This is a genomic window from Paenibacillus sp. BAC0078 (assembly GCF_054483875.1).
Genome location: NZ_JBTLRW010000001.1, coordinates 314,807 through 338,849 on the forward strand (window position 1 = coordinate 314,807; position 24,043 = coordinate 338,849).

At 51.5% G+C, this 24,043-nt stretch carries 23 protein-coding genes; 4 read left to right on the forward strand and 19 right to left on the reverse strand.

Features of this window, described 5'->3' with window-relative positions; translation table 11 throughout:
* The first annotated feature begins 85 nt into the window (after positions 1 to 85).
* Entirely contained in the window at positions 86 to 2,083 is a 1,998-nt protein-coding gene (locus tag ACX1DY_RS01395) for a methyl-accepting chemotaxis protein (protein WP_458962413.1), read from the forward strand.
* A gap of 98 nt (positions 2,084 to 2,181) precedes the next feature.
* Here the strand turns inward: ACX1DY_RS01395 and ACX1DY_RS01400 are convergent, their stop codons facing one another.
* The 7 genes from ACX1DY_RS01400 to pdhA form a co-directional block, all read right to left on the reverse strand.
* Positions 2,182 to 3,669 (reverse strand): glutamate synthase subunit beta, encoded by a 1,488-nt coding sequence (locus tag ACX1DY_RS01400; RefSeq protein ID WP_458962414.1) that lies wholly within the window; start codon positions 3,667 to 3,669, stop codon positions 2,182 to 2,184.
* Between the two features lie 235 nt (positions 3,670 to 3,904).
* On the reverse strand, positions 3,905 to 4,396 hold the full coding sequence (locus ACX1DY_RS01405) for a dihydrofolate reductase (protein WP_458962415.1): 492 nt from the start codon (positions 4,394 to 4,396) through the stop codon (positions 3,905 to 3,907).
* Between the two features lie 47 nt (positions 4,397 to 4,443).
* Positions 4,444 to 5,238 (reverse strand): thymidylate synthase, encoded by a 795-nt coding sequence (gene thyA, locus ACX1DY_RS01410; protein ID WP_458962416.1) that lies wholly within the window; start codon positions 5,236 to 5,238, stop codon positions 4,444 to 4,446.
* Positions 5,239 to 5,463: 225 nt separating this feature from the next.
* Entirely contained in the window at positions 5,464 to 6,876 is a 1,413-nt protein-coding gene (gene lpdA / locus ACX1DY_RS01415) for a dihydrolipoyl dehydrogenase (protein WP_019910724.1), read from the reverse strand.
* 3 nt (positions 6,877 to 6,879) lie between these two features.
* Positions 6,880 to 8,505 carry a 2-oxo acid dehydrogenase subunit E2 gene (locus ACX1DY_RS01420; protein WP_458962417.1) on the reverse strand — a complete coding sequence of 542 codons (1,626 nt, stop codon included), beginning with the start codon at positions 8,503 to 8,505 and terminating at the stop codon, positions 6,880 to 6,882.
* A gap of 193 nt (positions 8,506 to 8,698) precedes the next feature.
* A complete protein-coding gene (locus ACX1DY_RS01425; RefSeq protein WP_458962418.1) occupies positions 8,699 to 9,676 on the reverse strand; it encodes an alpha-ketoacid dehydrogenase subunit beta in 978 nt (325 codons plus the stop codon).
* A gap of 15 nt (positions 9,677 to 9,691) precedes the next feature.
* Positions 9,692 to 10,759, reverse strand: coding sequence for a pyruvate dehydrogenase (acetyl-transferring) E1 component subunit alpha (pdhA, locus tag ACX1DY_RS01430; RefSeq protein ID WP_458962811.1), 1,068 nt, complete (start codon positions 10,757 to 10,759; stop codon positions 9,692 to 9,694).
* Positions 10,760 to 11,025: 266 nt separating this feature from the next.
* Between pdhA and ACX1DY_RS01435 the strand changes: the two genes are divergently transcribed.
* The gene (locus ACX1DY_RS01435) at positions 11,026 to 11,757 is read left to right on the forward strand and encodes an alpha/beta hydrolase (RefSeq protein ID WP_458962419.1); all 732 of its coding nucleotides are present in this window, start codon (positions 11,026 to 11,028) and stop codon (positions 11,755 to 11,757) included.
* 154 nt (positions 11,758 to 11,911) lie between these two features.
* Here ACX1DY_RS01435 and ACX1DY_RS01440 read toward each other — a convergent pair whose 3' ends face one another.
* Entirely contained in the window at positions 11,912 to 12,376 is a 465-nt protein-coding gene (locus tag ACX1DY_RS01440; protein ID WP_458962812.1) for a low molecular weight protein-tyrosine-phosphatase, read from the reverse strand.
* Positions 12,377 to 12,505: 129 nt separating this feature from the next.
* Here ACX1DY_RS01440 and ACX1DY_RS01445 point away from each other — a divergent pair, with 129 nt between their 5' ends.
* The gene (locus ACX1DY_RS01445) at positions 12,506 to 13,147 is read left to right on the forward strand and encodes a thiamine diphosphokinase (RefSeq protein ID WP_458962420.1); all 642 of its coding nucleotides are present in this window, start codon (positions 12,506 to 12,508) and stop codon (positions 13,145 to 13,147) included.
* 284 nt (positions 13,148 to 13,431) lie between these two features.
* Positions 13,432 to 13,938 carry a C40 family peptidase gene (locus tag ACX1DY_RS01450; protein ID WP_458962421.1) on the forward strand — a complete coding sequence of 169 codons (507 nt, stop codon included), beginning with the start codon at positions 13,432 to 13,434 and terminating at the stop codon, positions 13,936 to 13,938.
* Between the two features lie 59 nt (positions 13,939 to 13,997).
* Here the strand turns inward: ACX1DY_RS01450 and ACX1DY_RS01455 are convergent, their stop codons facing one another.
* The 11 genes from ACX1DY_RS01455 to rnz all read right to left on the reverse strand — a co-directional run bounded on the left by ACX1DY_RS01455 (position 13,998) and on the right by rnz (position 23,876).
* Positions 13,998 to 14,747 (reverse strand): winged helix-turn-helix domain-containing protein, encoded by a 750-nt coding sequence (locus tag ACX1DY_RS01455; RefSeq protein WP_458962422.1) that lies wholly within the window; start codon positions 14,745 to 14,747, stop codon positions 13,998 to 14,000.
* Positions 14,748 to 14,872: 125 nt separating this feature from the next.
* Complete coding sequence (locus ACX1DY_RS01460) at positions 14,873 to 15,943, reverse strand: ThiF family adenylyltransferase (RefSeq protein ID WP_458962423.1); 1,071 nt, start codon at positions 15,941 to 15,943, stop codon at positions 14,873 to 14,875.
* Between the two features lie 144 nt (positions 15,944 to 16,087).
* Positions 16,088 to 17,593, reverse strand: a complete 1,506-nt coding sequence (locus ACX1DY_RS01465; RefSeq protein WP_458962424.1) for a serine/threonine-protein kinase — start codon at positions 17,591 to 17,593, stop codon at positions 16,088 to 16,090.
* Positions 17,594 to 17,742: 149 nt separating this feature from the next.
* Entirely contained in the window at positions 17,743 to 18,798 is a 1,056-nt protein-coding gene (locus ACX1DY_RS01470; RefSeq protein WP_458962813.1) for an SAM-dependent methyltransferase, read from the reverse strand.
* An 8-nt stretch (positions 18,799 to 18,806) separates the two neighbouring features.
* A complete protein-coding gene (locus ACX1DY_RS01475; RefSeq protein WP_458962425.1) occupies positions 18,807 to 19,589 on the reverse strand; it encodes an ABC transporter ATP-binding protein in 783 nt (260 codons plus the stop codon).
* A complete protein-coding gene (locus ACX1DY_RS01480) occupies positions 19,589 to 19,912 on the reverse strand; it encodes a thioredoxin family protein (RefSeq protein ID WP_458962426.1) in 324 nt (107 codons plus the stop codon). The genes ACX1DY_RS01475 and ACX1DY_RS01480 overlap by 1 nt, the downstream gene beginning before the upstream one ends.
* A complete protein-coding gene (locus tag ACX1DY_RS01485; RefSeq protein WP_458962427.1) occupies positions 19,912 to 20,253 on the reverse strand; it encodes a cyclic-phosphate processing receiver domain-containing protein in 342 nt (113 codons plus the stop codon). Before ACX1DY_RS01485 ends, ACX1DY_RS01480 begins: the two co-directional genes overlap by 1 nt.
* The gene (locus ACX1DY_RS01490) at positions 20,250 to 21,113 is read right to left on the reverse strand and encodes a deoxyribonuclease IV (protein ID WP_458962428.1); all 864 of its coding nucleotides are present in this window, start codon (positions 21,111 to 21,113) and stop codon (positions 20,250 to 20,252) included. The genes ACX1DY_RS01485 and ACX1DY_RS01490 overlap by 4 nt, the downstream gene beginning before the upstream one ends.
* Positions 21,103 to 21,918 (reverse strand): Fpg/Nei family DNA glycosylase, encoded by an 816-nt coding sequence (locus tag ACX1DY_RS01495; RefSeq protein ID WP_458962814.1) that lies wholly within the window; start codon positions 21,916 to 21,918, stop codon positions 21,103 to 21,105. The genes ACX1DY_RS01490 and ACX1DY_RS01495 overlap by 11 nt, the downstream gene beginning before the upstream one ends.
* 45 nt (positions 21,919 to 21,963) lie before the next feature.
* On the reverse strand, positions 21,964 to 22,752 hold the full coding sequence (locus ACX1DY_RS01500; RefSeq protein ID WP_458962429.1) for an HAD-IIA family hydrolase: 789 nt from the start codon (positions 22,750 to 22,752) through the stop codon (positions 21,964 to 21,966).
* Between the two features lie 161 nt (positions 22,753 to 22,913).
* Positions 22,914 to 23,876 carry a ribonuclease Z gene (gene rnz, locus ACX1DY_RS01505; RefSeq protein WP_458962430.1) on the reverse strand — a complete coding sequence of 321 codons (963 nt, stop codon included), beginning with the start codon at positions 23,874 to 23,876 and terminating at the stop codon, positions 22,914 to 22,916.
* Between the last annotated feature and the right edge of the window lie 167 nt (positions 23,877 to 24,043).

Genomic DNA, 24,043 nt, shown 5'->3' on the forward strand with positions numbered 1-24,043 from the left:
AGGTATGAAATTATCCTGCCGCTCAACCGAATATATCAATAGAGTTATTCATAGACCATTTCTACCAGTCCAAGGGGGAGCTACCATGAACACTATCAAACGACTAATCCAAAAAGCCTCGTCCAAGTCATTGCAGAAAAGAATGATGCTGTTGTTCACAATCATGCTGGTTATCCCTATCCTCCTTGTCAGCTACTTCTCGTATTCCAATTCCAGTAAGCAACTGGAGCTCAAAATGCAGGAGTCAACCCGATCAAGTGTGGAATTGCTGCATGGCACGATCAATGAAACCGTTGAAGGCGCCATGCGAAACGTACAGCAGCTCAGCCAGCAGTTCACCTCCAGTGACATTGATGCCCAAAAACCGGAGGCCCGCGCACTGATGGATTTATTCATGAAGGAGCACCCGGAGCTTGAGATCCTTATTCTCGGCAACAATAACGGTGCCTGGATGAAGTCTCCAAATGCCGCCAGCAAGGATTATGACCCGCGTACCAGAGATTGGTACAAGGCTGCTATGAAAAACACGGGCAAGATTACGATTATTAACCCGTTCACATCCGCAACAACAGGCAATTATAACCTGTATATCTCCGAAACACTCAAGGATGGCAAAGGGGCCGTCAGCAGCAGCCTCAGCCTTAAGCATATGGGAGAAATGGTCAACAAGATCAAGCTTGGCAAAGACGGCTATATTTTCATAGTCGATGGCAATAATAAATTCGTCTCCCATCCGGTTAGAAAAGCCGGAGAAGATGTAGCAGCCGATGTAGCCAATCTGCTTAAGGACGACAACGGGACAATATCCTACACCAGTCCAGATACAGGCCTGCAGATGCGGGGATATTACATGACGGATAAGACCACTGGTTTTAAAATTATCGGTGTACTTTCTACAAAAGAGTTCTCTGAAGCTTCGTTGCCGATTCTCTATAATGGCCTCATGATTCTGGGAATAGCGCTGGTTGTCGCCTTGATCCTGATGTACTTTATCATCCGGGCGATTACCAAGCCAATCGTCAGCCTGAACCGTTCCGCACGCCGTGTAAGCGAAGGTTATCTGAACGAGCAGATCAAGATTGACCGTAAAGATGAAATCGGCCAGCTCGCCCAGAACTATAACCTGATGGTAGAGTCGCTTCGCAATATCGTCGTAGACATTTCGGATACCTCCGGTATGCTTGCTTCATCAAGCCAGCAACTGACCGCCACTACCGAGGAAAATTCCAGAGCTACGAGTTATGTAGCTGAACTTGTGCAGGATTCTTCGGCAGGAGCCGAGACTCAGACTGCAGCAATGGCCGAAACTTCACGGTCAATGGAGGAAATGTCTTCAGGGATTCAAAGAATTGCCGAAGCTGCCGCTTCTATCGTTGATTCCTCGACTGATACAGAAACCGATGTACAGGCGGGAAGCCATAAAATTGAAGAAATGAGCCGCCAGATGGAGGCCATCCGGCAATCTACCCTTCACTCCTCCGAGCTGATTAGCCAGCTTAACGGGTTGAACAGTCAAGTATCGGCCATGAGCAGCGCCATTTCCAATATCGCGGTACAGACCAATCTGCTCTCGCTGAACGCAGGTATTGAGGCTGCCCGTGCCGGAGAGCATGGCCGCGGGTTCGCAGTTGTTGCCTCAGAGGTGCGCAAGCTGGCCGATCAATCCAAGACAACCGCCGGTAACATTCAAGACACGATTGTGCAGATGACAGAATTAATTGACCGGACTTTTGAGGCTATCCATGATAAGGTATCGGCCGATGTGGAGCTGGGCATGCAAGTGACGCTGGAAGCCAAAGAGGCCTTCTCGAGCATTGAACAATCCACCGCCAAAATCAACGGCCAGATTCATGACATCTCGGCCATCACCCAAGAAATGTCGGCCGGTGCGGAAGAAGTCGCCGCCTCTGTGCAAGAGATTTCCAATATTTCGCGTTCAACATCCGACGCATTCCAGAACGTCACAGCAGCTACTGAGCAGCAGCTTGCCTCGATGGAGGAAATCTCAGCTTCCGCTACTGAGCTGTCCAAAATGGCCTCTGACCTGCAGCACAAAGTCGAACGCTTCAAGCTGGAGGAGTAGGCTCACGCCTCTCCTCTCACAGTCTCGAGTCTACAACCCAAAAAGCCGTCTCACCCACGTAAGGCAGGTGAGACGGCTTTTTGCTGTGACTGCCCGGCTTAAGCCAGAACTGTCGAGCCCATCAAATATTTATCTACTTCACGTGCAGCTTCGCGTCCTTCGTTGATCGCCCAGACCACAAGGCTTTGACCACGGCGCATATCGCCGGCAGCGAATACTTTATCTACATTTGTGTTGAACTTGCCATAACGGGCCTTCACATTACTGCGGCGGTCCGTCTCCAGCTTAAGCTCCTCAATGATCTCCTGCTCCGGTCCATCGAAGCCAATGGCGATCAGCGCGAGCTGAGCGGGATATACGGCCTCTGTTCCCGGAATAGGCTCATAAATCTTGCGTCCGGTTTCATCCACAATACGGCGGATTTGCACCGTGTGCAGCTCTTTCAGGTTGCCTTCCTCATCGCCTACGAATTTGGTGGTCATGATGGAGAATTCACGCGGATCATCACCGAATACCGCTTTGGCTTCCTGCTGCGCATAATCCAAAGTGTAGACATTCGGGAATTGCGGCCAAGGGTTCGCAATTGGGTCACGCGTAAGCGGCGCCTTTTCATGTGTGCCGAACTGGGTGATGCTGCTGCAGCCATGACGCAGCGCGGTGGCTACACAGTCAGAGCCGGTATCGCCGCCGCCAAGCACGATAACATCCTTGCCTGCCGCAGATACATAGTTTCCATCTTCCAGATTGGAATTAAGGTAGCTCTTGATCGTTCCGTTCAAGTAATCCATTGCATACATAACGCCACTCAGCTCGCTGCCTTCTACATTGAATCGGCGAGCCTTCGTTGCACCACCGCATAGAACAACAGCATCATATTCGTCAACCAGCTGCTGGGTGGGAATATCCTTGCCAATCTCTGTGTTGACTACAAAGTTTACACCCTCGGCAGCCAGCAGATCCACGCGGCGCTGAACCACACGTTTGTCCAGCTTCATGGTCGGAATGCCATAGGTCAGCAGGCCGCCGATACGGTCGCTGCGCTCGAAGACCGTTACGGTATGTCCAGCTTTGTTAAGCTGTGCTGCGGCGGCGAGACCAGACGGTCCTGAGCCGACGATGGCAACCTTTTTACCTGTGCGTTTCTCTGGAGGATTCGGCACAACCCAGCCTTCCTCAAAGCCTTTATCAATAATCGCCAGCTCAATCGTCTTGATGGTAACCGGCTGCCCGATCAGCCCGACAGTACAGGAGCCTTCGCAAGGTGCAGGACAGATGCTCCCGGTGAACTCTGGAAAATTATTCGTCTTATGCAGCCGTTCCAGCGCTTCCTTCCATAGTCCCCGGTACACCAGATTGTTCCATTCAGGTATGAGATTGTGCACCGGACAACCCGAAGTGCCGCCGCTCATATCAATGCCGGTATGGCAGTAAGGAGTACCGCAGTCCATACAGCGCGCACCCTGTGTCCGAAGCTCGTCCTCGGTTAAATGATGATGGAACTCTTCCCAGTCCTTAACGCGCTGCTCAGGATCACGATCACCTGGGAGCTGGCGCTTATACTCCATAAATCCAGTAGGTGTAGACATATTTACGATTCCCCCATCCGATCTCTTCGTGTTGATGTATAGTACATTGTAGCATATTGCGGCATCCATATAATTTTCAGCGCAATGCAGTACCTGCACATTCTATAATACTTAAACCTTGAGCATTTGTAATTTTAATAATTATAGTAGCATCCAATACTTTTGCACTGTAATGGACTAATCTGCTGATTATTTGTACTATTTCACATGTTGTGTCAGAGAAAACGCTTTTTCCTTAAACCGAACGTTCGTAGACGTAAAATCGGTAATCATACGGATTCTTTTCATCCCGAATTCCTTGAGTGCTGGAGATTTCTCTCCACTCGCTCCAGTCGACCTCAGGGAACCTCGTGTCCCCTTCAATCTCCTCTTCAATCCGGGTGACCAGCAGCTTATCAGCAAAGGGAAGCATCAGCTTGTAAATTTCCGCACCGCCAATGATCATCAGCTCATCCTCTTTGCGTCCCTCAGCCACTGCTTCTTCCAGGGAATGCACGACGATGGCTCCCTCAGGAGTAAAGCTGTTATCGCGTGTCAGGACAACGCTCGTTCTGCCTTTTAACGGCTTGCCGCCAAGCGATTCCCAGGTTTTGCGTCCCATCAGCATTCTCTTCCCAAGTGTCTCTGCCTTGAAGTAGGCAAAGTCCCGCGGCAAATGCCAGGGCATATCGTTATCCTTGCCGATCACATTATTTGCGGCCATGGCCCAAATCATGCTAATGCTCATCCTGAATCCCTCATTCCACGTATTAATAGCTTGCCGCCAGCAAGAATTTAGATAGCCACCGGAGCTTTGATGGACGGATGATGAACATAATCGGCGAACTCAAAATCTTCGAAGGTATAGTCAAAAATACTCTCCGGCTGTCTGCGGATCACGAGCTTCGGAAGCGCATATGGCTGTCTCGCCAGTTGCGTAGCCACCTGCTCCAGATGGTTTGCATAAATGTGCACATCTCCACCGGACCAGATGAACTCCCCTACCTCAAGCCCGGTCTGCTGGGCAACCATATGCGTCAGCAGCGCATAGCTCGCTATATTGAACGGCAGACCAAGGAAGGTATCTACAGAACGCATCGTCAGCATGCAGGAGAGCTTGCCGTCCGCTACGTAGAACTGAAATACAAAATGGCAAGGCGGCAGCTTCATCTGCTCAATTTCCCCCACATTCCACGCACTAACGATATGACGGCGCGAGTCCGGGTTATTCTTGATCGAATCAATCACCGCGGCAATCTGGTCGATATGGCGTCCATCGGCACTTTCCCAGGCCCGCCATTGTGAACCGTATACCGGCCCAAGCTCTCCATTCTCGTCGGCCCATTCATCCCAGATAGAGACTCCATTCTCCTTCAAATAGGAAATGTTAGTCTCTCCCTTCAAAAACCAGAGGAGTTCGTGTACGACCGATTTCAAATGAATACGCTTGGTGGTCACCAGCGGAAACCCTTCCGCCAGGTCGAACCTGAGCTGACGTCCAAAAACGGATATTGTACCGGTTCCAGTCCGGTCGCTCTTGGCTGTGCCATGGTCTAATATATCCTGTAGTAAATCCAAATAATTACGCAAGCAGCGCCACACCCCTCTCCTCTTTTTTTCTTATACCAGTTTACCATGAGCTGACCGCCCTTGTAACTTGTTAAAGCGCAGAAAATGCAATTTCCAGCATCTAAATATTAACACATTGGGATATCAATTTTATGCTGCACGTAAAAAATAAGGATGCCCCATCAGCCACCTTAAGGCTTCTGAAGGCATCCTTATGAATAGCCTGCTGCGCAAGCCGTTAATCTATTATTTCATAACGTGAATCGGGTGGCCTTCCACAAGCTCAGCCGCTTCCATGACGATTTCGCCAAGGGTTGGGTGTGCATGGATGGTCAATGCGATGTCTTCGAGCGTAGCGCCCATTTCAATCGCCAGACCCAGCTCAGCGATCAGGTTGGAAGCTTCCAGACCAACGATTTGTGCACCCAGAACGAGATTGTTCTCGCTGTTAGCCACAATCTTGATGAAGCCGTCCGGAGCGTTCAAGGATACCGCACGGCCATTGCCCGCAAACGGGAATTTGCCGGCTTTTACTTTGTAGCCCTTGTCTTTAGCTTCTTTCTCGGTAAGACCAACGCTGGAGCATTCAGGATCAGTGAATACAACTGCCGGAATCACTTTGTAGTCAACTACGGATTTGTGTCCGGAGATGGCTTCAGCCGCGATTTTACCTTCGTAGGAAGCTTTGTGCGCCAGAGCCAAGCCTGGCACGATATCGCCGATTGCATAAATGTTAGGGATGTTGGTACGGCCCTGGTGGTCAACCTTGATCAGTCCGCGTTCATCCAGCTCAATACCGATCAGATCCAGACCCAGCTCACCGTCCGTGTTCGGACGACGGCCAACGGTAACAAGCAGGTAATCCGCAGTAACTTCCTTGGACTCGCCGCCCACGGAATATTTCACGGTAACTTCCTTGTCGTTCTGAACTGCACTTTCAGCTTTGGCATTGGTTACGATCTCGATGCCGGTCTTCGCCATGTTCTTGGCAACCAGACGGGTCATATCTTTATCGAAGCCTGGCAGAACTGTATCCATTCCTTCGATGATCGTTACCTTAGTTCCGAACTTGGAGTACATTTGACCAAGCTCTGCACCGATGTAGCCGCCGCCGATAACGATCAGGCTCTTCGGAATTTCCGGCAGATCAAGCGCTTCGGTCGAAGACAGAATGCGTCCGCCGAATGGGAAAGGCTTCAGTTCAATTGGGCGCGAGCCAGTTGCGATGATGCAGTTATTGAACTTGTAACGTGGAGATTCGTGTTCGTTGAACAAGCGGGCTTCATTAGCGTTGATGAACATAGCCTCACCGCTGAACACTTCAATTTTGTTGCCTTTCATCAGGCTGGTTACGCCGGTTGTCATTCTTTTAACAACGCCGTTTTTGAACTCCTGGGTTTTAGCCCAGTCCACTTTGACATTCTCAGCGGTAACACCGAAAACTTCGCCGTGTTGTGCAGCTTCATACTGATGTGCTGCAGAGATCAGAGCTTTGGAAGGAATACATCCGCGGTTCAAGCACACGCCGCCGAGTTCCGATTTATCCACGATCAGGACTTTCTGGCCGAGCTGGGCGGCACGAATTGCCGCCACATACCCGCCGGGACCTGCACCAATTACCAATGTGTCGATTTCAATTGAAGCGTCTCCGACTACCATTTATTACACCTCCATAACTAACATATCAGGATTTGCAAGCAGGGTCTTGATATAGTTCATAAAGTTCTGTGCTGTTGCGCCGTCAATAATGCGGTGGTCAAAGCTCAGGGACAGAGCCATTACCGGAGCAGCTACGATTTCACCATTCTTAACAACAGGTTTCTCGGTGATGCGTCCAGTACCCAGGATCGCCACTTCAGGGAAGTTGATGATCGGAGTGAAGAACATACCGCCGGCGGAACCGATGTTGGTGATCGAGATGGTGCTGCCTTTCATTTCGTTAGGTGCCAGCTTGCCGTCACGTCCACGCAGGGCCAGATCGGTAATCGCACTTGCAATCATCCAAATGCTCTTACGGTCAGCATCCTTAATTACAGGAACGATCAGACCGTTGTCTGTATCTGTAGCAATACCGATGTTGTAGTATTTCTTGTACACAATTTCATTGGCTTCTTCATCAATTGTAGCATTAAGAGCAGGGAATTGACGGGAAGCTGCAACAAGTGCCTTGACGATGAATGGAAGGTAAGTAACCTTCACACCTTTCTTCTCGGCAACTGGTTTCATGCGGGCACGGAAGGCTACCAGTTCGGTAACATCCACTTCGTCCATGATGGTAACATGCGGAGCAGTGTATGCCGATTTAACCATAGCGTTGGCAATGGCTTTGCGGATACCCTTGAACGGTACGCGTTCTTCTTCCAGACTCACATTGCCGGAAGCTGCAGCCGCTGCTGCTGGGGCCTTGGCTTTTGGAGCTTCCGCCGCAGGTGCTGCTGCTGCTGGAACTGCCGCAGGTGCTGCAGAACCACCCTTCAGGAAGGCTGCAACATCTTCATGGGTGATTTTGCCGTTCTTGCCGCTGCCGTTGACCAAAGCAAGATCAACACCTTGTTCACGGGCGGACTTGCGGACGCTTGGCGTAGCCAATACTTCGCGGTTAAGAGCCGGAACTGCTGCTGGAGCCGCGCTTGCTGCCGGTGCTGCCGCCCCGGTAGCCGGAGCTTCAGCATGGCCGCCTTCCTGCTGAGGAACATCGCCTTCTGCAGCAATGATTGCCACAACTTCACCCACACGGCATACCTGTCCGTCTTTGGCGAACACTTCAAGCACTGTGCCATTGACCGGAGAAGGAACTTCCACTACCGCTTTGTCGTTCTGAACTTCCATGATGATATCGTCATCGGTAATTTTGTCGCCGACTTTGATATGCATTTTGATAATTTCACCTTCATGGAGACCTTCGCCCAGTTCAGGGAACTTGTATTGAAAGTTAGCCGAGCCGCTCGCTGCAGGAGAAGAAGTTGTATCCGCTCCGCCTTTGGCTGCATCCACTTCTTGAGTTGCCTGTGCTTCAGCATGGCTGCCTTCTTGTTCAGGCACATCGCCTTCTGCATCAATGATTGCCACAACTTCGCCTACGCGGCACACTTGACCGTCTTTGGTGAAGACTTCAAGCACTGTACCATTGACTGGACAAGGAACCTCTACTACCGCCTTGTCATTCTGAACTTCCATTACGATATCGTCATCGGTTACTTTATCGCCGGCTTTGATGTGCATTTTGATAATTTCGCCTTCATGCAAACCTTCGCCCAGCTCAGGGAACCGGTACTCAAATTTTGCCACCTTAATAACCTCCTAAAAGTTTTGTTAGCATTACTACAATGAATTATCTACGTACAAAACTTGCTTCGAAAGGATACGCTTAGTTGTATGGAGCATAACTTCTTGCAACTCTCGCAAACTCACTTCGAAAGCATCCGTTTCGTTTGCAGAAACGGGCGCCGCCCTTATTCAAGGACGGCAGGATGCTGTATTCTTAGAATTCCAGAACTTTCTTCACGGCTGCAATGACACGTGCCGGTGTAGGAATCCAAGTATCCTCGATTTGCGCGAATGGATAGATGGTGTCCGGACCTGCTACACGAAGTACAGGCGCTTCAAGATGGAGAATAGCTTTTTCATTGATTTGTGCAATAACCTCAGCAGCAACGCCGGAGCTCTTCTGCGCTTCTTGGACCACAATTGCACGGTTGGTCTTCTTCACAGAAGCTACAATTGTATCAATGTCAATCGGGCTAACCGTACGCAGATCAATAATTTCAGCCTTAATGCCTTCCTTCTCAAGCTGATCGGCCGCTTTGGTAGCAGTATGTACCATCAGACCGTAAGCAATAATTGTTACATCCGAACCTTCACGGACAACATTTGCTTTACCCAGCTCAACGGTGTATTCGCCTTCTGGCACTTCATCGCGGAATGCATGATAGAGGTTCAAGTGCTCCATGAAGAACACAGGGTCATTATCACGGATAGACGCGATCAGAAGTCCCTTGGCATCGTATGGGTTGGAAGGAATTACAACCTTGATCCCCGGGCTTTGGGCAATCAGGCCTTCCAGGGAATCTGTATGAAGCTCGGCCGCTTTTACGCCGCCGCCAAATGGTGTGCGGAAAACTACAGGAGCATTGTATCTGCCCCCGGAACGCCAGCGCAGGCGTGCTGCCTGAACTACGATTTGATCCAGTGCTTCAAAGATGAAGCCGACGAACTGGATTTCAGCGATTGGACGGAAGCCTTGTACCCCGAGACCAAAAGCCAGACCACCGATTGCGGATTCAGCAAGTGGTGTATCAAATACACGCTCTTCGCCAAATTCCTTTTGCAGCCCTTCAGTTACACGGAAGACGCCGCCTACATTACCTACGTCTTCTCCGAAGATTAGAACGTTAGGGTCACGATTCAGTTCAACGCGCATTGCGTCACGGATTGCTTCTTTCATATTCATTTGTGCCATTGCCTGATATCCCCCTTATTCAAAATCGGCTTTTTGCTCTTCCAGATGTTTCGGTGTTACCTCGAACATGCTGTCGATCAAGCCGGGAACGGTCATTTTTTCGGTTTGCTCCGCTTTTTTAATCTGCTCGTTTACAGTTGCTTTCGCTTCTTCTCTTACGCGCACTGTATCTTCTTCGGTCCACAGACCCTTCTTCTCCAGATACTTGGCAAGACGGGCAATCGGGTCCTTCTCGTTCCATTGTCCTTCTTCTTCTTTGGAACGGTATTTGCTGGCGTCGTCGGAAAGGGAATGCGGACGGAAACGGTAAGTAACAGCTTCAATCAGCGTAGCTCCTTCGCCTTTGCGGGCGCGCTCGGCAGCTTCCTGCACAGCGGAAATTACCGCGAAGACGTCCATGCCGTCGACCTTGATGCCGGGGATACCCGCAGCAACCGCTTTATGGGCGATGGATTTGGCAGCCGTTTGTTTCGCAAACGGAGTTGTGATAGCATAGCCGTTATTTTGTACGAAGAAGATTACCGGCAGTTTGAAGCGTCCGGCATAGTTCAGACCTTCGTAGAAGTCACCTTCGGAAGAACCGCCGTCACCTGTGTAAGTAATTGCGACATTTGGCTGCTTCTTCAGCTTGAAGCCCATTGCAATACCTGTAGCATGCAGGATTTGAGCGCCGATGATGATCTGAGGCATCAATACATTTACGCCCTCAGGAATCTGTCCGCCATGTTGATGTCCACGCGAATATAGGAAAGCCTGGTATAATGGAAGTCCATGCCATACAAGCTGAGGAATATCACGGTAGCCAGGGCATACGAAATCTTCTTTCTGCAGGGCGAATTCACTGCCTACCATTGTGGCTTCCTGTCCGGATACCGGTGCGTAGAAACCAAGGCGGCCTTGACGGCCCAGATTGACGGCCCGGTCATCCCAGGTCCGGGTAAATACCATACGGTACATGATTTCTTTCAGTTGATCGTCGGTAAGTGCAGGCATCTTATCCTTATTGATAACTTCTCCATCAGGGGAAAGTACCGAAAGGGCCTCCACATCCTCTGTATACACTTCGTAAGGAACTTTAGTCATCATTTTCACCTCAATAAAAAAATTTGAATATCAGTGGCCTCTGTTATAGAATTATTATACACCTGTTTTATCTGTTTCGTCAAAGAAATACGCATAAAATTTATGTTTCCATAAACTTTGTATGTATAACAGGTCATCAAAAATTCTGTAACAGAGAAACTTTCAATTGGCAAGTAAATGATATTTGACACATTTACCGCGTGGATAATTTTAACGCAACACTACGACTAATGCAAAATTTCGACAAGAAAGGTGAGAATTCAGCCATGAGTGAGCCTGTTTTTCTGAAACGTACCATTTTGAAGCAAACCGTGTGGAGCAAGCATCTTCAGGAGGAGCGCAAGCTGCGCATCTATCTGCCTCCCGGTTATAACGAGGTCCTCAGCTACCCGGTAGTCTACTGCCAGGATGGAGAGGAATTCTTCAACTTCGGCCGCATCGCCACCCTTGCCGGGCAACTGATTCTGGAACAGGATATCGAGCCGTTCATCATCGTCGGGGTCGAAGTCAATGTTGCCGTGCGTACGCAGGAGTATGCTCCTTTTGGCAGCAGGTTCAAGGAGTACCTGTCTTGCTTTGCCGAAGAGATTATTCCCTTCATTGAACATAATTATCCGGTCCGCCGGACGCCGGATGAACGCATCATCGCAGGCGATTCACTGGGCGGCAGTGTATCGCTGCATCTCGCACTGGCGTATCCGGGCCTGTTCAGCCGTGTTCTGAGCCTTTCCGGAGCGTATTACCCGCAGACCCGCGAGATTCTGGCACTGGAGGAGGATCTTTCCTGGCTGGATATCAACATGGTGGTTGGGCTTCAGGAGACCAACTATAAGACGGATACCGGCGTATACGATTTTGTACAGATGAACCGGGAAACCAAGGAACTGCTGGAGTCACGCGGGGCGACCGTATCCTACCGGGAAAAAGACGGACGCCATCTCTGGGGATTCTGGCAAAAGGAGCTGCCGGAATCACTACTCTATTTTTTAAACAAATAACCCCCGCTTTGAACGAAAAAAATAATGAACATCTCAAGAACTATGTATCTCATATGCGTGTTTGCGCTTTCATATCGGGATGGGCATAGGCGGTGCCCGTCCTTATTTATAAGGACGGCAACCAAAGTAAGCGGAGCTCCATCATAGTTATCAGCTATAGCTTGTCCTTAATGATCCGCTCCAGCAGCACATCACAGCCTGCATTAACCAATTCATAGACCTGTTCGAAATTCCCCGTAAAATAAGGGTCCGGCACTTCCCGCAGCTCTTCCTCCGGCAATAAATCCATGAAGAACAGCAGCTCTGCCTTCTCTCCGCCAGGGATTTTGCGGACATTGTCGCCATTGGACTTATCCATGCAGATGATATAATGAAACTCTTCAAAATCACCGCTCTTCACAAGCCGGGCCTTCATGTTCTCATAGCTGATGCCGTGCTGGTCCAGGATTGAGCGAGTTCCTTCATGCGGCCCTTTGCCGATATGCCAGTCACCGGTACCTGCAGAGTCAACTGAAATTTGTGCTGACAGCTTCCGCTCCATGATTTTGTGGCGGAGAACAGCCTCGGCCATCGGCGAGCGGCAAATATTGCCCAGACATACAAACAGTACCTTTAAGATTCCTCTCACCCTCCAATACAATTTTTACTACCTTCATTTTATCGCGGACCGCAGCATTTGTACAACCTTTCGATCTGCATTATACTTGGTCAGGATGAGTGACAATTAAGCTATATAAGGAGGGGGCCCATGCCATCCACACGGGTTATTATATTTGCCGGAGGCGAGCTGTCCGCAGAATATTTGTCTCAATTAGATGAAGGGGATTACATCATCGGTGCCGATAAAGGAGCTTTGTTTCTAGTTTCTCATGGAATTACACCCGATATTGCCGTAGGTGATTTCGATTCGGTCAGCCAGGAGGACTTTCAACAAATCGAAGCAGGCAGCAAAAAAACGATCGCCGTTGATCCGGTAGACAAGGATTTGACAGATAGTGAAATGGCTTTTGATCTTGCACTGGACATGCAGCCTGAATCCATACTGCTGTTTGGCGTAACCGGAACGCGTTTTGACCACACGCTGGCCAGCATTCAGATGATGACAAGAGCGGCGCAGCGCCAGGTGCTCTGCTCCGTTGTCGATTCAAATAATTACATAACCTTGACTGGTTCACAGGCGGTTGTTCAAGATCTGGGATATACCTATGTCTCTCTGCTGCCTTTGACACCCGAGGTAACTGGCATCACGCTTGAAGGCTTCCAATATCCGCTGACTCGCGCCACCTTGAAGCTGGGACAATCTCTTGGCGTAAGCAATGTCCTGACTGCAGCTTCCGGAACCGTCACTATTGAGAGCGGTCTGCTGCTAATTGTTCAAAGCAAAGACTAAGTACATATGTAATTTAGAAACATCGTTGTAACTTTTAGCTTCAAACGTTGAAAGCCGGTAAACCCCTTCCACTCAAGGGATTACCGGCTTTTTTCAGTGCTGGAGAGGTGTAAATATTAATTTTTTGTAACTTTTAATGAACTTTTAATAAAACGCTTCCAACGCATGCCCGGCTTGGATTAGCGGCACCTTCTCCAGAATTTAGGACATGAATAACCTGCTATACTACGAACAGAGCAAGACACTAGAAACTTTCAACAACAAAACCTAGGAGGTATTACAACATGAAAAAACATCAATGGTTTAAGCAAGCTATAGTCGTAGGTATGTGCACCACGATTGGCCTGAGCACTCTGATGGCAACCAGCGCCGGAACAGCACCCGCTGCTGCCGCGTCTGTAACATCTTCTACCGGACAGAACATTGTCAACTTAGGCAGTAAATTCATGGGCGTTCGTTATGAGTTCGGCGCTCCAACTACTTCAACCAGAACCTTTGACTGCTCGTCCTTCACTAAATACATTTTCGGCAAATACGGAATCAACCTGCCCCGCACCTCTGTGGCGCAATCCACAGTAGGTACACCTGTATCCAAAGCAAACCTGCGGGCAGGCGATTTATTGTTCTTCTCCAGCGGTAGCAGAGCAAACGGCCATAATGTAACCCACGTGGCTGTCTACATGGGTAACGGTAAAATGCTTCATACCTACGGTGCTCCGGGTGTAACGATTTCCGACGTGAACTCAAACCACTGGACGAAAACATTCCTGAAAGCACGCCGGGTACTGTAGCAGCTCTTTTATCGTAATTGGAATATAGTAAAGAGTTGTAGATGATCATATTGTGATTATCATTGTGCGGCGCCGTATTCCGGTGCCCGCAGTACATATCCGGTACCGCGTACTGTATGAATCAATTTGTTCTTATGGCCTTTGTCCACTTTCAAACGGATATGTCTGATATACACATCAACCACATTGGTGTCGGCTTGGAAATGATATCCCCAAACCTGCTTTAGAATTTCGTCGCGGGGGCAAATCACTCCCAGATTTTGAGCCAGATAATAGAGCAGATCGAACTCTTTGGGGGTCATTTTCAGTTCTGTTCCATCCCGGCTAACCAGCCGGCGGCTGGGATCGAGAATCAGACCATCTATTCTAAGCAGCGCTGAATGGTCATGGCGGCGGCCTGTAAGTTTTAATAAATTCTCGACTCTGCATTTGAACTCACCGATATGTACCGGCTTCACCATGTACTCATTACCACCTGCATCAAATGCCGCTACAGCCTCTTCACCATACTCTCCGCAGGAAATCACCATTACTGGCAGTATTCTCCCCTGCTCTCTCAGGTCGGTAATTATCCCCCACCCTTCCCACTCTGCAGCATGGTGCAGCTCTGTAAGCAGCAATACAGGGTCCAGACTGGACAGCAATGAGCGAAGATCCCCCAGATCTTCGCTCATTGTCGTTTGCAGTCCCAGCTCTTGCAGCGCATGTTCCAGAGTCAAGCGCTCTTCATTTCTCCGCTTACCCGCTTCTGCAGTTTCATTGGCATCAGGGGAATGCCCGGCCGCAAACCAGATAATTCTCTCATTCACAATGTATCCCCCGCATGAAGTCAGCCTTGCAACGGCAGCACCGCTGCAGATCATTTATAGAGTTCCCGCAAAGCAAAGAGACCATTCCCGGGGAATGGTCTCTTTGCTCAATTAATGTGAAGCGGCTATCCGAAATACCGGTGGTAAAAGCTGCGGGCGGCGGCAACATCATTTGTTCCATGAATCAAAGCCCGCCCGTCGGCAAAGATAACCATCCGGTATGGTTCCTCCGTGAAGGAAACCAAGTACGGGTTGCTTTCGACCTTGCCGACAGCCAGTCTGGAGAGGCGGCTGGCCGTCTCCTGCAGGTTCAGCTTCCGGCGATTCGCCGGCCGGATCTGTACGGTATCTCTGCCGCACAGCACATCACTGCGTTCTGTGTTCGCTGCCGTCAGGTAAGGATAGATCGGATGGCTCCCGCAGGAAGGACAATCAGTCTTCTTGGCGGCTTTTACACCAATCTCCTGATGCTCGTTGCGCCACACATCGAACGACAGAAGCTTACTCCGCAGTTGTTCGCGGCGTCCGCCCAGCAGCTTCAGCGCCTCAGCGGTGCCGTTCGCTGTAACCAGTTGCACAGCCTGCGGGAGAATCCCCGCTGTGTCGCAGGTATCCCCGCCAAGCGGAACAGCCCCTAGCAGACAGTTCAAGCACGGGGTTTCTCCCGGGAGAATTGTGTATGTAATCCCGTAGCTTCCGACACAAGCCCCATAAATCCAGGGGATGCCATGCTTCTGAGCCATATCGTTGATGATTAGCCGGGTATCAAAATTATCGGTCCCATCCATAATCAGATCTACACCCGTGAGCAGATTCTCCAGCTCTTCAGCGCGTACATCCAGAACATGTGCCTCTATCATGATCTCCGAGTTAATCTGCTCAAGCCGCACCTTGGCGGCGGCAGCTTTGGGCATACGCTGACGGGCGTCCTCCTCGGTATAGAGCTGCTGCCGCTGCAGATTGCTCCATTCCACATAATCGCGGTCAGCCAGAATAATCCGCCCGACTCCGCAGCGCGCCAAGGTCTCGGCAATCCCTGTACCAAGCGCGCCCACACCGACGACAAGTACGGTTGAGCCGGCAAGTCCCGCCTGCCCCTCCGCCCCGAAAGGGCTGAACCTCACCTGGCGCGAGTAGCGCCCGTCCCGTCCATGCTCCTGCGCTGGAGCGCTTTTATCTTTTTCGTTATGGCTCATTCCAGAACCCCCTGTATAGTTAAAAGCCGGAGAATAGCAGCATATCACTGCTCTTCCCCGACTTCTGCTTATATTATACCGAACCAAACATACAACGATTTATTTTAGCATAAGTAAGCATCCTGCTGATATAGGAAATTGATTTTATGATTTTTTCTGAAAAATCCCGCCACGTTTTGCATATTTCCGTCCCGGTAGCTGTTCTTTCAATAGCTCGTCAAGCGTATCAAACAGCTTGCCCTTCTGCTGAAAAGGATCCTGCTGATAAGGCAGAGCGTGAACCTTGCTGCCCAGGGCAGCGCCCAGCAGATCTGCCGCCGCGCGGCTGGCAAGCGGCAGACAAATCCGCCAGCCTGGCTGCGGCACCAGCCCGTTTCGAGCGAGCCAGTGCAGCGTTTCCTCCAGCCGCCAGTCTGCGCCCGAAGCTATGAGGAGCGGGATTTCACTGGCTGCGAATTCCTGCAGCGCACCGGGATTCTCCACTGTTCCCAGATCAAGAACCACGTACGAGTACTCACGATTCAACAGTTCTGTGATATTGCCCTCTGGAGCTTTTCTCCAATAATGAACCCCTCTCCATATCAATGGAGCTTGTGAATTACCGGCAACCCCGGCTACCCTTGGCGCTTCGAGCAGATTGCAAATCCGGTCGTAGACCGCCAAATCAGGACTGGCGTCCAACCAAGCCGTAGGCCCAATTCGTGCAAGATAACTGCTTACAGCCAGGGAGGTATGGGTTGTCCCCAGTCCGGGAGCTACGCCAAGCAGAGCTACAGCTGTGGTTGCGTTGCCTTGCCGGACCATGACTGTCTGACTGCTCAGACCGCTTCTCTCCTGAGCATGTTCCACTGCAGCTTCAATGGGCTCCAAAGCCAGCAATACCTCTTCAGCGCTCTGGTACCTGTCTTCGGGATGCTGGCGCAGCAGACGCCGTATTACTGGAATTAAGGCGTCCGGCAGTAGGGAACGCAGCTTATCCTCCATTCCCGGCTGCCAGCGGCTATGTTGTCCGCCGGAAGCCATATATAGCAGAAGTGCGCCTAATCCGTACAGATCCGAAACCGGATGGCTTTGGCCACCGCCGTATTGCTCCGGGGCGGCAAAACCAACCGTCCCCAGCTTCTCGGTGTCCTCACCGGCTCCGCTTCTGAATTTGCGTGCGATGCCGAAGTCGATCAGCAGCAGCTCATCGCGCCCTGTCAGCATAATATTTCCCGGCTTCATATCGCGGTGAACAATCGGCGGATGATGCCCGTGCAAATATTGCAGCACTTCCAGCAGCTGCCCGGCATACCGGAGGATGCTTTTCACCGGCAGCGGCCCCGGGTTTGTCGAAATATATTGGCCCAGCGTCACACCTTCAATATAATCCATCACCAGATAACAGTAGCCCTCCTGATCGGGAGGAAAAAAATCGGCAACTCGCGGCAGCAACGGGTGGCTCAGTGAGATCAGCAGCTCCGCTTCCGCCTCAATGTCACCATAAGCCCTTTCTGGACTTACACTCTCCTTCACTGCCCAGTGTTTGCCCTGAAGACGCATATCTTCAGCCAGAAACACCCGGCTCATGCCACCCGTCCCTATAGCTCTGACAATTCTGTATCTGCCGCCAAGCAGCTCTCCGGCTCTAAGCTTTGATTCAAAAATCATTATGTCTCCTCCATTTCTTCACCTTAAGTCAGCACAAAAAAAGAGGGAAAGCCACCGTTATCCACGCTTAAAACGGCGTATAGCCGCCAACGTAGAAACGGGATGCTTTCCCTCTAAGTTACTTTCGTAAATTTTAAAAAATCTGCTGCCTAATACTTAATCATATAAAGTGTTATTTCATCACGGTTATGGAACAACTGCTTTGCCCGCTGAACTTGCATCCGCTCGCCCTCGAACATGGCGATAATCTCCTTAATCACTGCCATCGGCTTCTTGTGCATCAGCTTTACAGTGACGATGGCTGTTCCGCCGGGCGACAGACTGTGCAGCAGTCCGGTGACCAGCTTAGCCATCAGCTTGGGACTCCAGCTCATATCACAGACCAGCAGATCAAACTCATTATCCCGGAATTTGACTTCCCCGGCATTTTTGCGCAGAATCTTCAGCTTCGGATTATTGCGCAGCGACTCATGCATGAGCGCCGGGTCAACGGCAGTCACCTTGAGGCCGCGTTCCAGCAGGAATGAAGTCCAGCCGCCCGGGGATGCACCGATATCCACCGCATTCCGGAAGTTATAGAATGGAATCGAGAATTCCTTCTCCGCCTCCATCAGCTTGAACTTGGCCCGCGAAATCTGCCCGTCCTCCTTGCGGAAGCGAATCATCCCGCCGTTCCAGCTCGACAGATTATCCTCGGGGCGGGAGACACCGGCATACAGCGCATCGCCATCGGCATAGACCGAAATCACCCAAGCAGGCTCTTGTACGGTAAATTCGGCTCCAAGCGCCTCTAGCCGCCCCTGCAGCCATTCCCGTAGCTCGCCCGGGCTGTCGGGCCAGAAGGAGCTGCTGCCCTTGCGGACATGCAGCGACACCTTCTCACCCGCAAGCTCACTGCGGCGGCTCAAATAGACGGATAACCGTTCCAGCGCAGACATGTCGCCCTGATCCTGGAACTGCACCGGCTGAATATGCCGCAGAAAGATCGGCAGATGGCCCGCAAGAACGCGCGACACCTCCTCCGGCTCAGCCTCCAGCGTAGCCAGGAAGATCTCTCCCGGCAGCAAGAGCGTACTCTTCACCGCCCCGAACAGACGGCGCAGCTCTTCCTGGGCATACGGCGCGAACCCGTGATTGGCGGTGCAGATATATCTTGAATGTATTTTTGCTTCCGGAGCAGTGGTCTGCTCTACGGTTGTTTCCATGAAATTGCTCAAATGGCTTTGCCTCCAGGTCTTATTTTAATCCAGGGACGACCGCTATCCCATTCAATATCAGCAGGAATATCGTAAGTGGCCAAGATCATTTCCTTAGTCAATACTTCTTCCTTGAGGCCGGAGCCGGCCAGCTTGCCGCCACGGATCAGCGCCACATGCGTAAAGAGCGGTACAATTTCCTCCACATGATGCGTAACGTACACCACGGATACATCACGCTGCTTCAGCTTGTCGATTTCCGCAAGCATTTTCTCGCGTTCATACAGATCAAGTCCGGCACAAGGCTCGTCTAGGATCAGCAGCTTCGGCTCAGCCATCAGGCAGCGGGCGAGCATGGCTTTTTTGCGCTCTCCCTGCGACAAAGTTCCAAAAGGGTGATTGGCCATCTCACCGAGATTCATATCCTCCAGCAGGTGGAGCGCCTGCTCTTGTACAGTGCGGGGAATTTGCTGGTAGAAGCGAAGATACGCATAAGCCCCTGTTGCTACAACCTCCCATACAGGATCGTTCAGCGACAGCTTTTCCATTAGCGAGGGGCCGATATAGCCGATCTCCTTGCGCACCTCGCGCAAATCACACTCACCATATTTATAACCCAGCACTTCAACCGAACCTTTGCTTGGAAACAAATAGCCGGTCATCATTTCCAGCAGCGTTGTTTTGCCCGAGCCGTTCCGTCCGAGGATCACCCAGTTTTCGCCCTGCTTCATTTCGAGCGACACATCATCCAGGATCAGGTTATTCTCCCTGCGCAGGCTAAGATGTTGTAAAGAAATCATTATGAGATCACACTCCTTATGTAGTCCAGTACCCGTTCCACAGAGCCCATCGAATAATAGATTGCCGGAGCTGATCTGCGGTCTGCGGATGCCACCAGTAGTGCAGGCACGCTGGAAATCCGGTACGCCATCACAAGCTCAGGCAGCATGTTCACATTTCCCGCAGCAATCAGGAGATTCTCCGGCAGCAGATGCTCCGCCACCTCTAGCATGCGCCTGGCAGCTTTACAAGTACCGCATAGCGGAGTATAGAAGAACACAACCAATGGTTCTCCCTTCTGCTCCAGCCTTTCCAGCAGCTCCGCTTGATTCATTTCCTTCATCAGTGCTCCGCCCTCTCCGCAATCTCTGCCAGCCTGCCAGGGTCCAGCGGCCCGTTATGCAGCAGATCAGCATCAGAAATAGCGGGATACAAGGTTTCGTACATTTCCTTCCGGCCCTGGTGACTGGACGTATGCAGATAAATTTCCCAGGGGAACAGCCCCTCCAGCACGATCCGCCTTGCAACCTCACCACCGCTGAAATCCCCAGGACCCATGTCATAATCCAGCGACAAAATACGGACCTCGCACTCGCGCAGCAGCAGAAGGCATTCTTCGGTAGTCCGTGCCAGCACGAATCCCTTAGGCTGTTTTCTGTAATCGTCCATAAAAACGTTGATCACGCCCGTTCCTCCGCTTCATACCATTTCCGTACAAGGGCAATCTCCTCCCGGTGGCTGCCATCCGGCCCCTTCCCGGTTTCCATGACAATGGCCGCATTACGAAAAGGTTCCGTGAGCAGCAGACTCTTCAGCCCAGCCTCACCGATAAGTCCTTTCCCTATGGAAGCATGCCTGTCACGGCGCGATCCAAAAGCATACTGCGAATCATTCAAATGTACAGCAGCGAGCTGCTCCCAGTAGCCCAGCTGGGCTCCACGCTGCACAAATTCGTCCGTATGCTGCGGATTCCAGATTCCGGCGGCAAAGGCATGGCAGGTGTCTAAACAAAACCCAATCTTCTCAGGGAACCTGCTTAGCTCGCGCACCTTGACCAGTTCCTCCAGAGCCATGCCCTCACTTCCGTGATTGCCCGCCTGATTCTCAATCAGCAGCTTGGCCTGTCCTTGCCAGCCCTCTAGCGCATCATTCATACATTGTATAATATTTCGATAACCCTGTAACGGCTCTATACCGCCAAAATGTCCAAAATGAACCACAATGCCCAGCGAACCGCAAGCCTCGGCAAGCTCAAGATCATTTCGCAAAGAAGCCACCATAACCGCTCTTGACGCCGCTCCGCCCGTGCCTGCCGCCATATTCGTGGGGTAAGGAGTGTGGGCAATGGACACCACCCCCTTATCCCGGCAAAAGGCAGCGCAGCTCTCCGCATCACGCCTGTCCAGCGCTTTCAGCCGCAAGCTCCGCGGGTTCTTGGGGAAATATTGAAAGCATGTCGCACCGCTCTCCCAGGCGAACCGGGCTGCCCGCCCAAATCCTCCGCGAGTGCTGACATGCGCCCCGATTTTGGGGCTACTCGGCATGCTGGCAATCCGGGCAATAAAACACTTTGCGTCCGGACAGCTCTGTTTTGACAATCGTTCCCCCGCCGCGCAGACAAGGCTCGCCTTCACGGTCGTAGACCTTGCAATGGTCGTTATAAGTACCGGTAACGGTATCGCCAGTCATAAAAGGCATTTCCATATAGCCGCCGATTTCAGTCGCCTCGGTCAGCACCTTGCGGACACTGTTGTACAGCCGTGTTACCGCTTCAGGTGACAGATTCTGTACCAGCGCCGTTGGCAGCAGCCTGGCGTCAAAAGCGATTTCGTCGGCATAGCAATTGCCGATTCCAGCCATCACCTGCTGGTTCACCAGCAGGCTTTTCAGCGACCCCCTCCGGCCCTTCAGCAGCCCGGCAAAACGTTCTGCATTCATCCGCCGGTCCAGCAGCTCAGGACCCAGCTTGCCCATCGCCGCCTCGCTCTCCTTCACGGACAGCAGATGCAGATAACCCAGCCGCAGCCCCATGAAGTAGAGGATATGATCACCAAAAGCCAGCTCTACCTGTGTAGTACGCTCCGGCCGCTCTTCCTCTGTACCGTAGAACAGCAATCCCCCCAGCATCAAATGCAGCAGCAGCCTGCGGCCATCGTGAAGATGGAACAGAATATGCTTCGCCCGCCGCTCCACAAATACTATACGTGCGCCGATCAGGGTTTTCGTGAACTCGTCCGCCGCCAGGTTGATCGTCTTCTCACGATTTACGGTTACACCCGTTATTGGAACATTTATGATATGCTGGCTGAGCAGCTTCCTGTAATTCTCCATTTCCGGCAGTTCCGGCATCATTACATCGTCCCTTCGTATGTAGGTAAAAGCACATCCTTGACATTATACACCGAGCGTACCCATAAGTTCAGCTAAATCAGCACAAATTTCATCAGGGGTGACACCGGTAATTCTCTCGTAATGCTCCAAATTATCCTGTGTCGTCAGTCCGGTCAGCACCAGAATCGTCCGGCAGCCCGCCCGGGCTCCCGCCGAAATATCCGTACGCATGTTGTCTCCAACCACAACCGCTGCACCTGGCTTGATGCCGAGCAGAGCCGTGGCGTAGGTAATCAGGTGGGATTCCGGTTTACCGATCACCACAGGCGCTCGCCCGCTTGCCGCTTCAATGGCGGCTCCGAGTGTGCCCGCTCCTGGCATCACCCCGTCATCGGAGGGCAGCATCAGATCGGGATTCGTCAGCACGAACCTTGCGCCCTCACGAATCCAGCGTGAAGCCCGGGCCAGCGATTCATATGTAAATGACCGGTCAATCCCCTGCACAACATATTGCGGGGCTTCAGATACCAGCGTCAAGCCCGATTCGCTGCAAGCCTGGATCAATCCCTCTTCTCCAAGTATCGCCACTGTTGCACCGGGCGATTCCTCGGCGATATAGCGGGCCGCCGCCATAGAAGAAGTGCAGACCTCCTCCGCCTTTGCTTCAATGCCCATCCCGCGCAGATGTGCCGCGACACCCGCCGGAGTCCGTGACGAGTTGTTCGTAACGAACAGGAAGGGAAGCTTAGCACGGCGCAATGCGGCTATAAGGAGGTCGGCTCCGGGAATCATCCGCCCTCCGTGATACAAGGTTCCATCCAGATCTATCAATAATCCTCCGACATCATTCATGGCGACCTCAACTCTCTCATAAATATAATTAATAGTATTAATAATTAATGGTGTGCACCATCCAAAATTCAACATCCTCCGTCGAATGCTAGCGAAGCGCCGCCATTGCAGGATCTTTTTGGCATAGCACTGTCAGTTCCTGCGCTTTCCCGGAAAATAATTCATTTCCCCAAGGCATTTCCCGGGGTATTGGCAGGGGCTCTCCGGTGCACCGGAAAGGCACAAAATTCTTCGGCCAGCAGAGTTTTCGGGAAAATAGCCTGCGCCTCCTCAAGGAGCGGAATAAGCTCTTCCTGAGAGGTGTAGCGGGAGCTGAAATGGGTCAGCAGCAACTCCCGCCCTCCTGCTGCGAGCGCCAGCTCAGCCGCCTGACGGGCTGTGCTGTGATGATACTGAAAGGCCATGTCCGCCAGATCATGGGCAAACGTCGCCTCATGGATGATCAAGTCCGCGTCCTCGGCAAGCGGCAAGACTCCCGGACAGGGTCTAGTGTCGCCGAGAACGGTTATGATGCGGCCACGCTTTGGTGCGTTCAGTACCTCGGCTGCCCGGATAAGAACTCCATCCTCTGTCGTTATATCTTCACCTTTTTTCAGCTTGCCGTAAAGCGGTCCCGGTTTGAGTCCGTAGCTGAGCAGCAGTTCTGTATTCAGATTGCCCGGGCTGTCTTTCTCCGTGATACGGTAGCCATAGCTGTCAATCCGGTGCTCCAGCAGTCCTGCTTCAACCTTAAAGCCGTCATCCTCGAATACAAGTCCGCCGTTATGTTCAACAACCTCCAGCTTGTAGGGAATGCGGGACTGGCTTACCGACAATGAGATATCCAAATATGCTTTCAGGCCCGGCGGGCCATAGACGGTCAGCGGAGCGGTACCTCCCTGATAGCCACGGCTGGAGATTAGACCCGGTAATCCGAACAAGTGGTCACCGTGAAGGTGGGTAATGAACAGCTTTTCCAGCTTGCCGAGCCGCAGCGGAGAACGGAGAACCTGATGCTGCGTGCCTTCTCCGCAGTCGAACATCCAGAAGCTGCGCCGTTCCTCAAGCAGCCTGAGCACAACGGAAGTTACATTCCGCTGCAGCGTCGGCACCCCGGCATTCGTGCCCAAAAAGTATAATTCCATCGAAATCCTCCTTTCTTCCTTCTTTCCAAACAGCAACTGATCATGTCAGAATCCCATGCAGTGAATTCTACCCTTTTTGAGACAAAAAATCATCTTTTGGTAAAAAGCCGATTCAGCAAAAAACCTCCCGGTTACGGGAGGTTCCGCTGTTATGAAGGATAATCCCG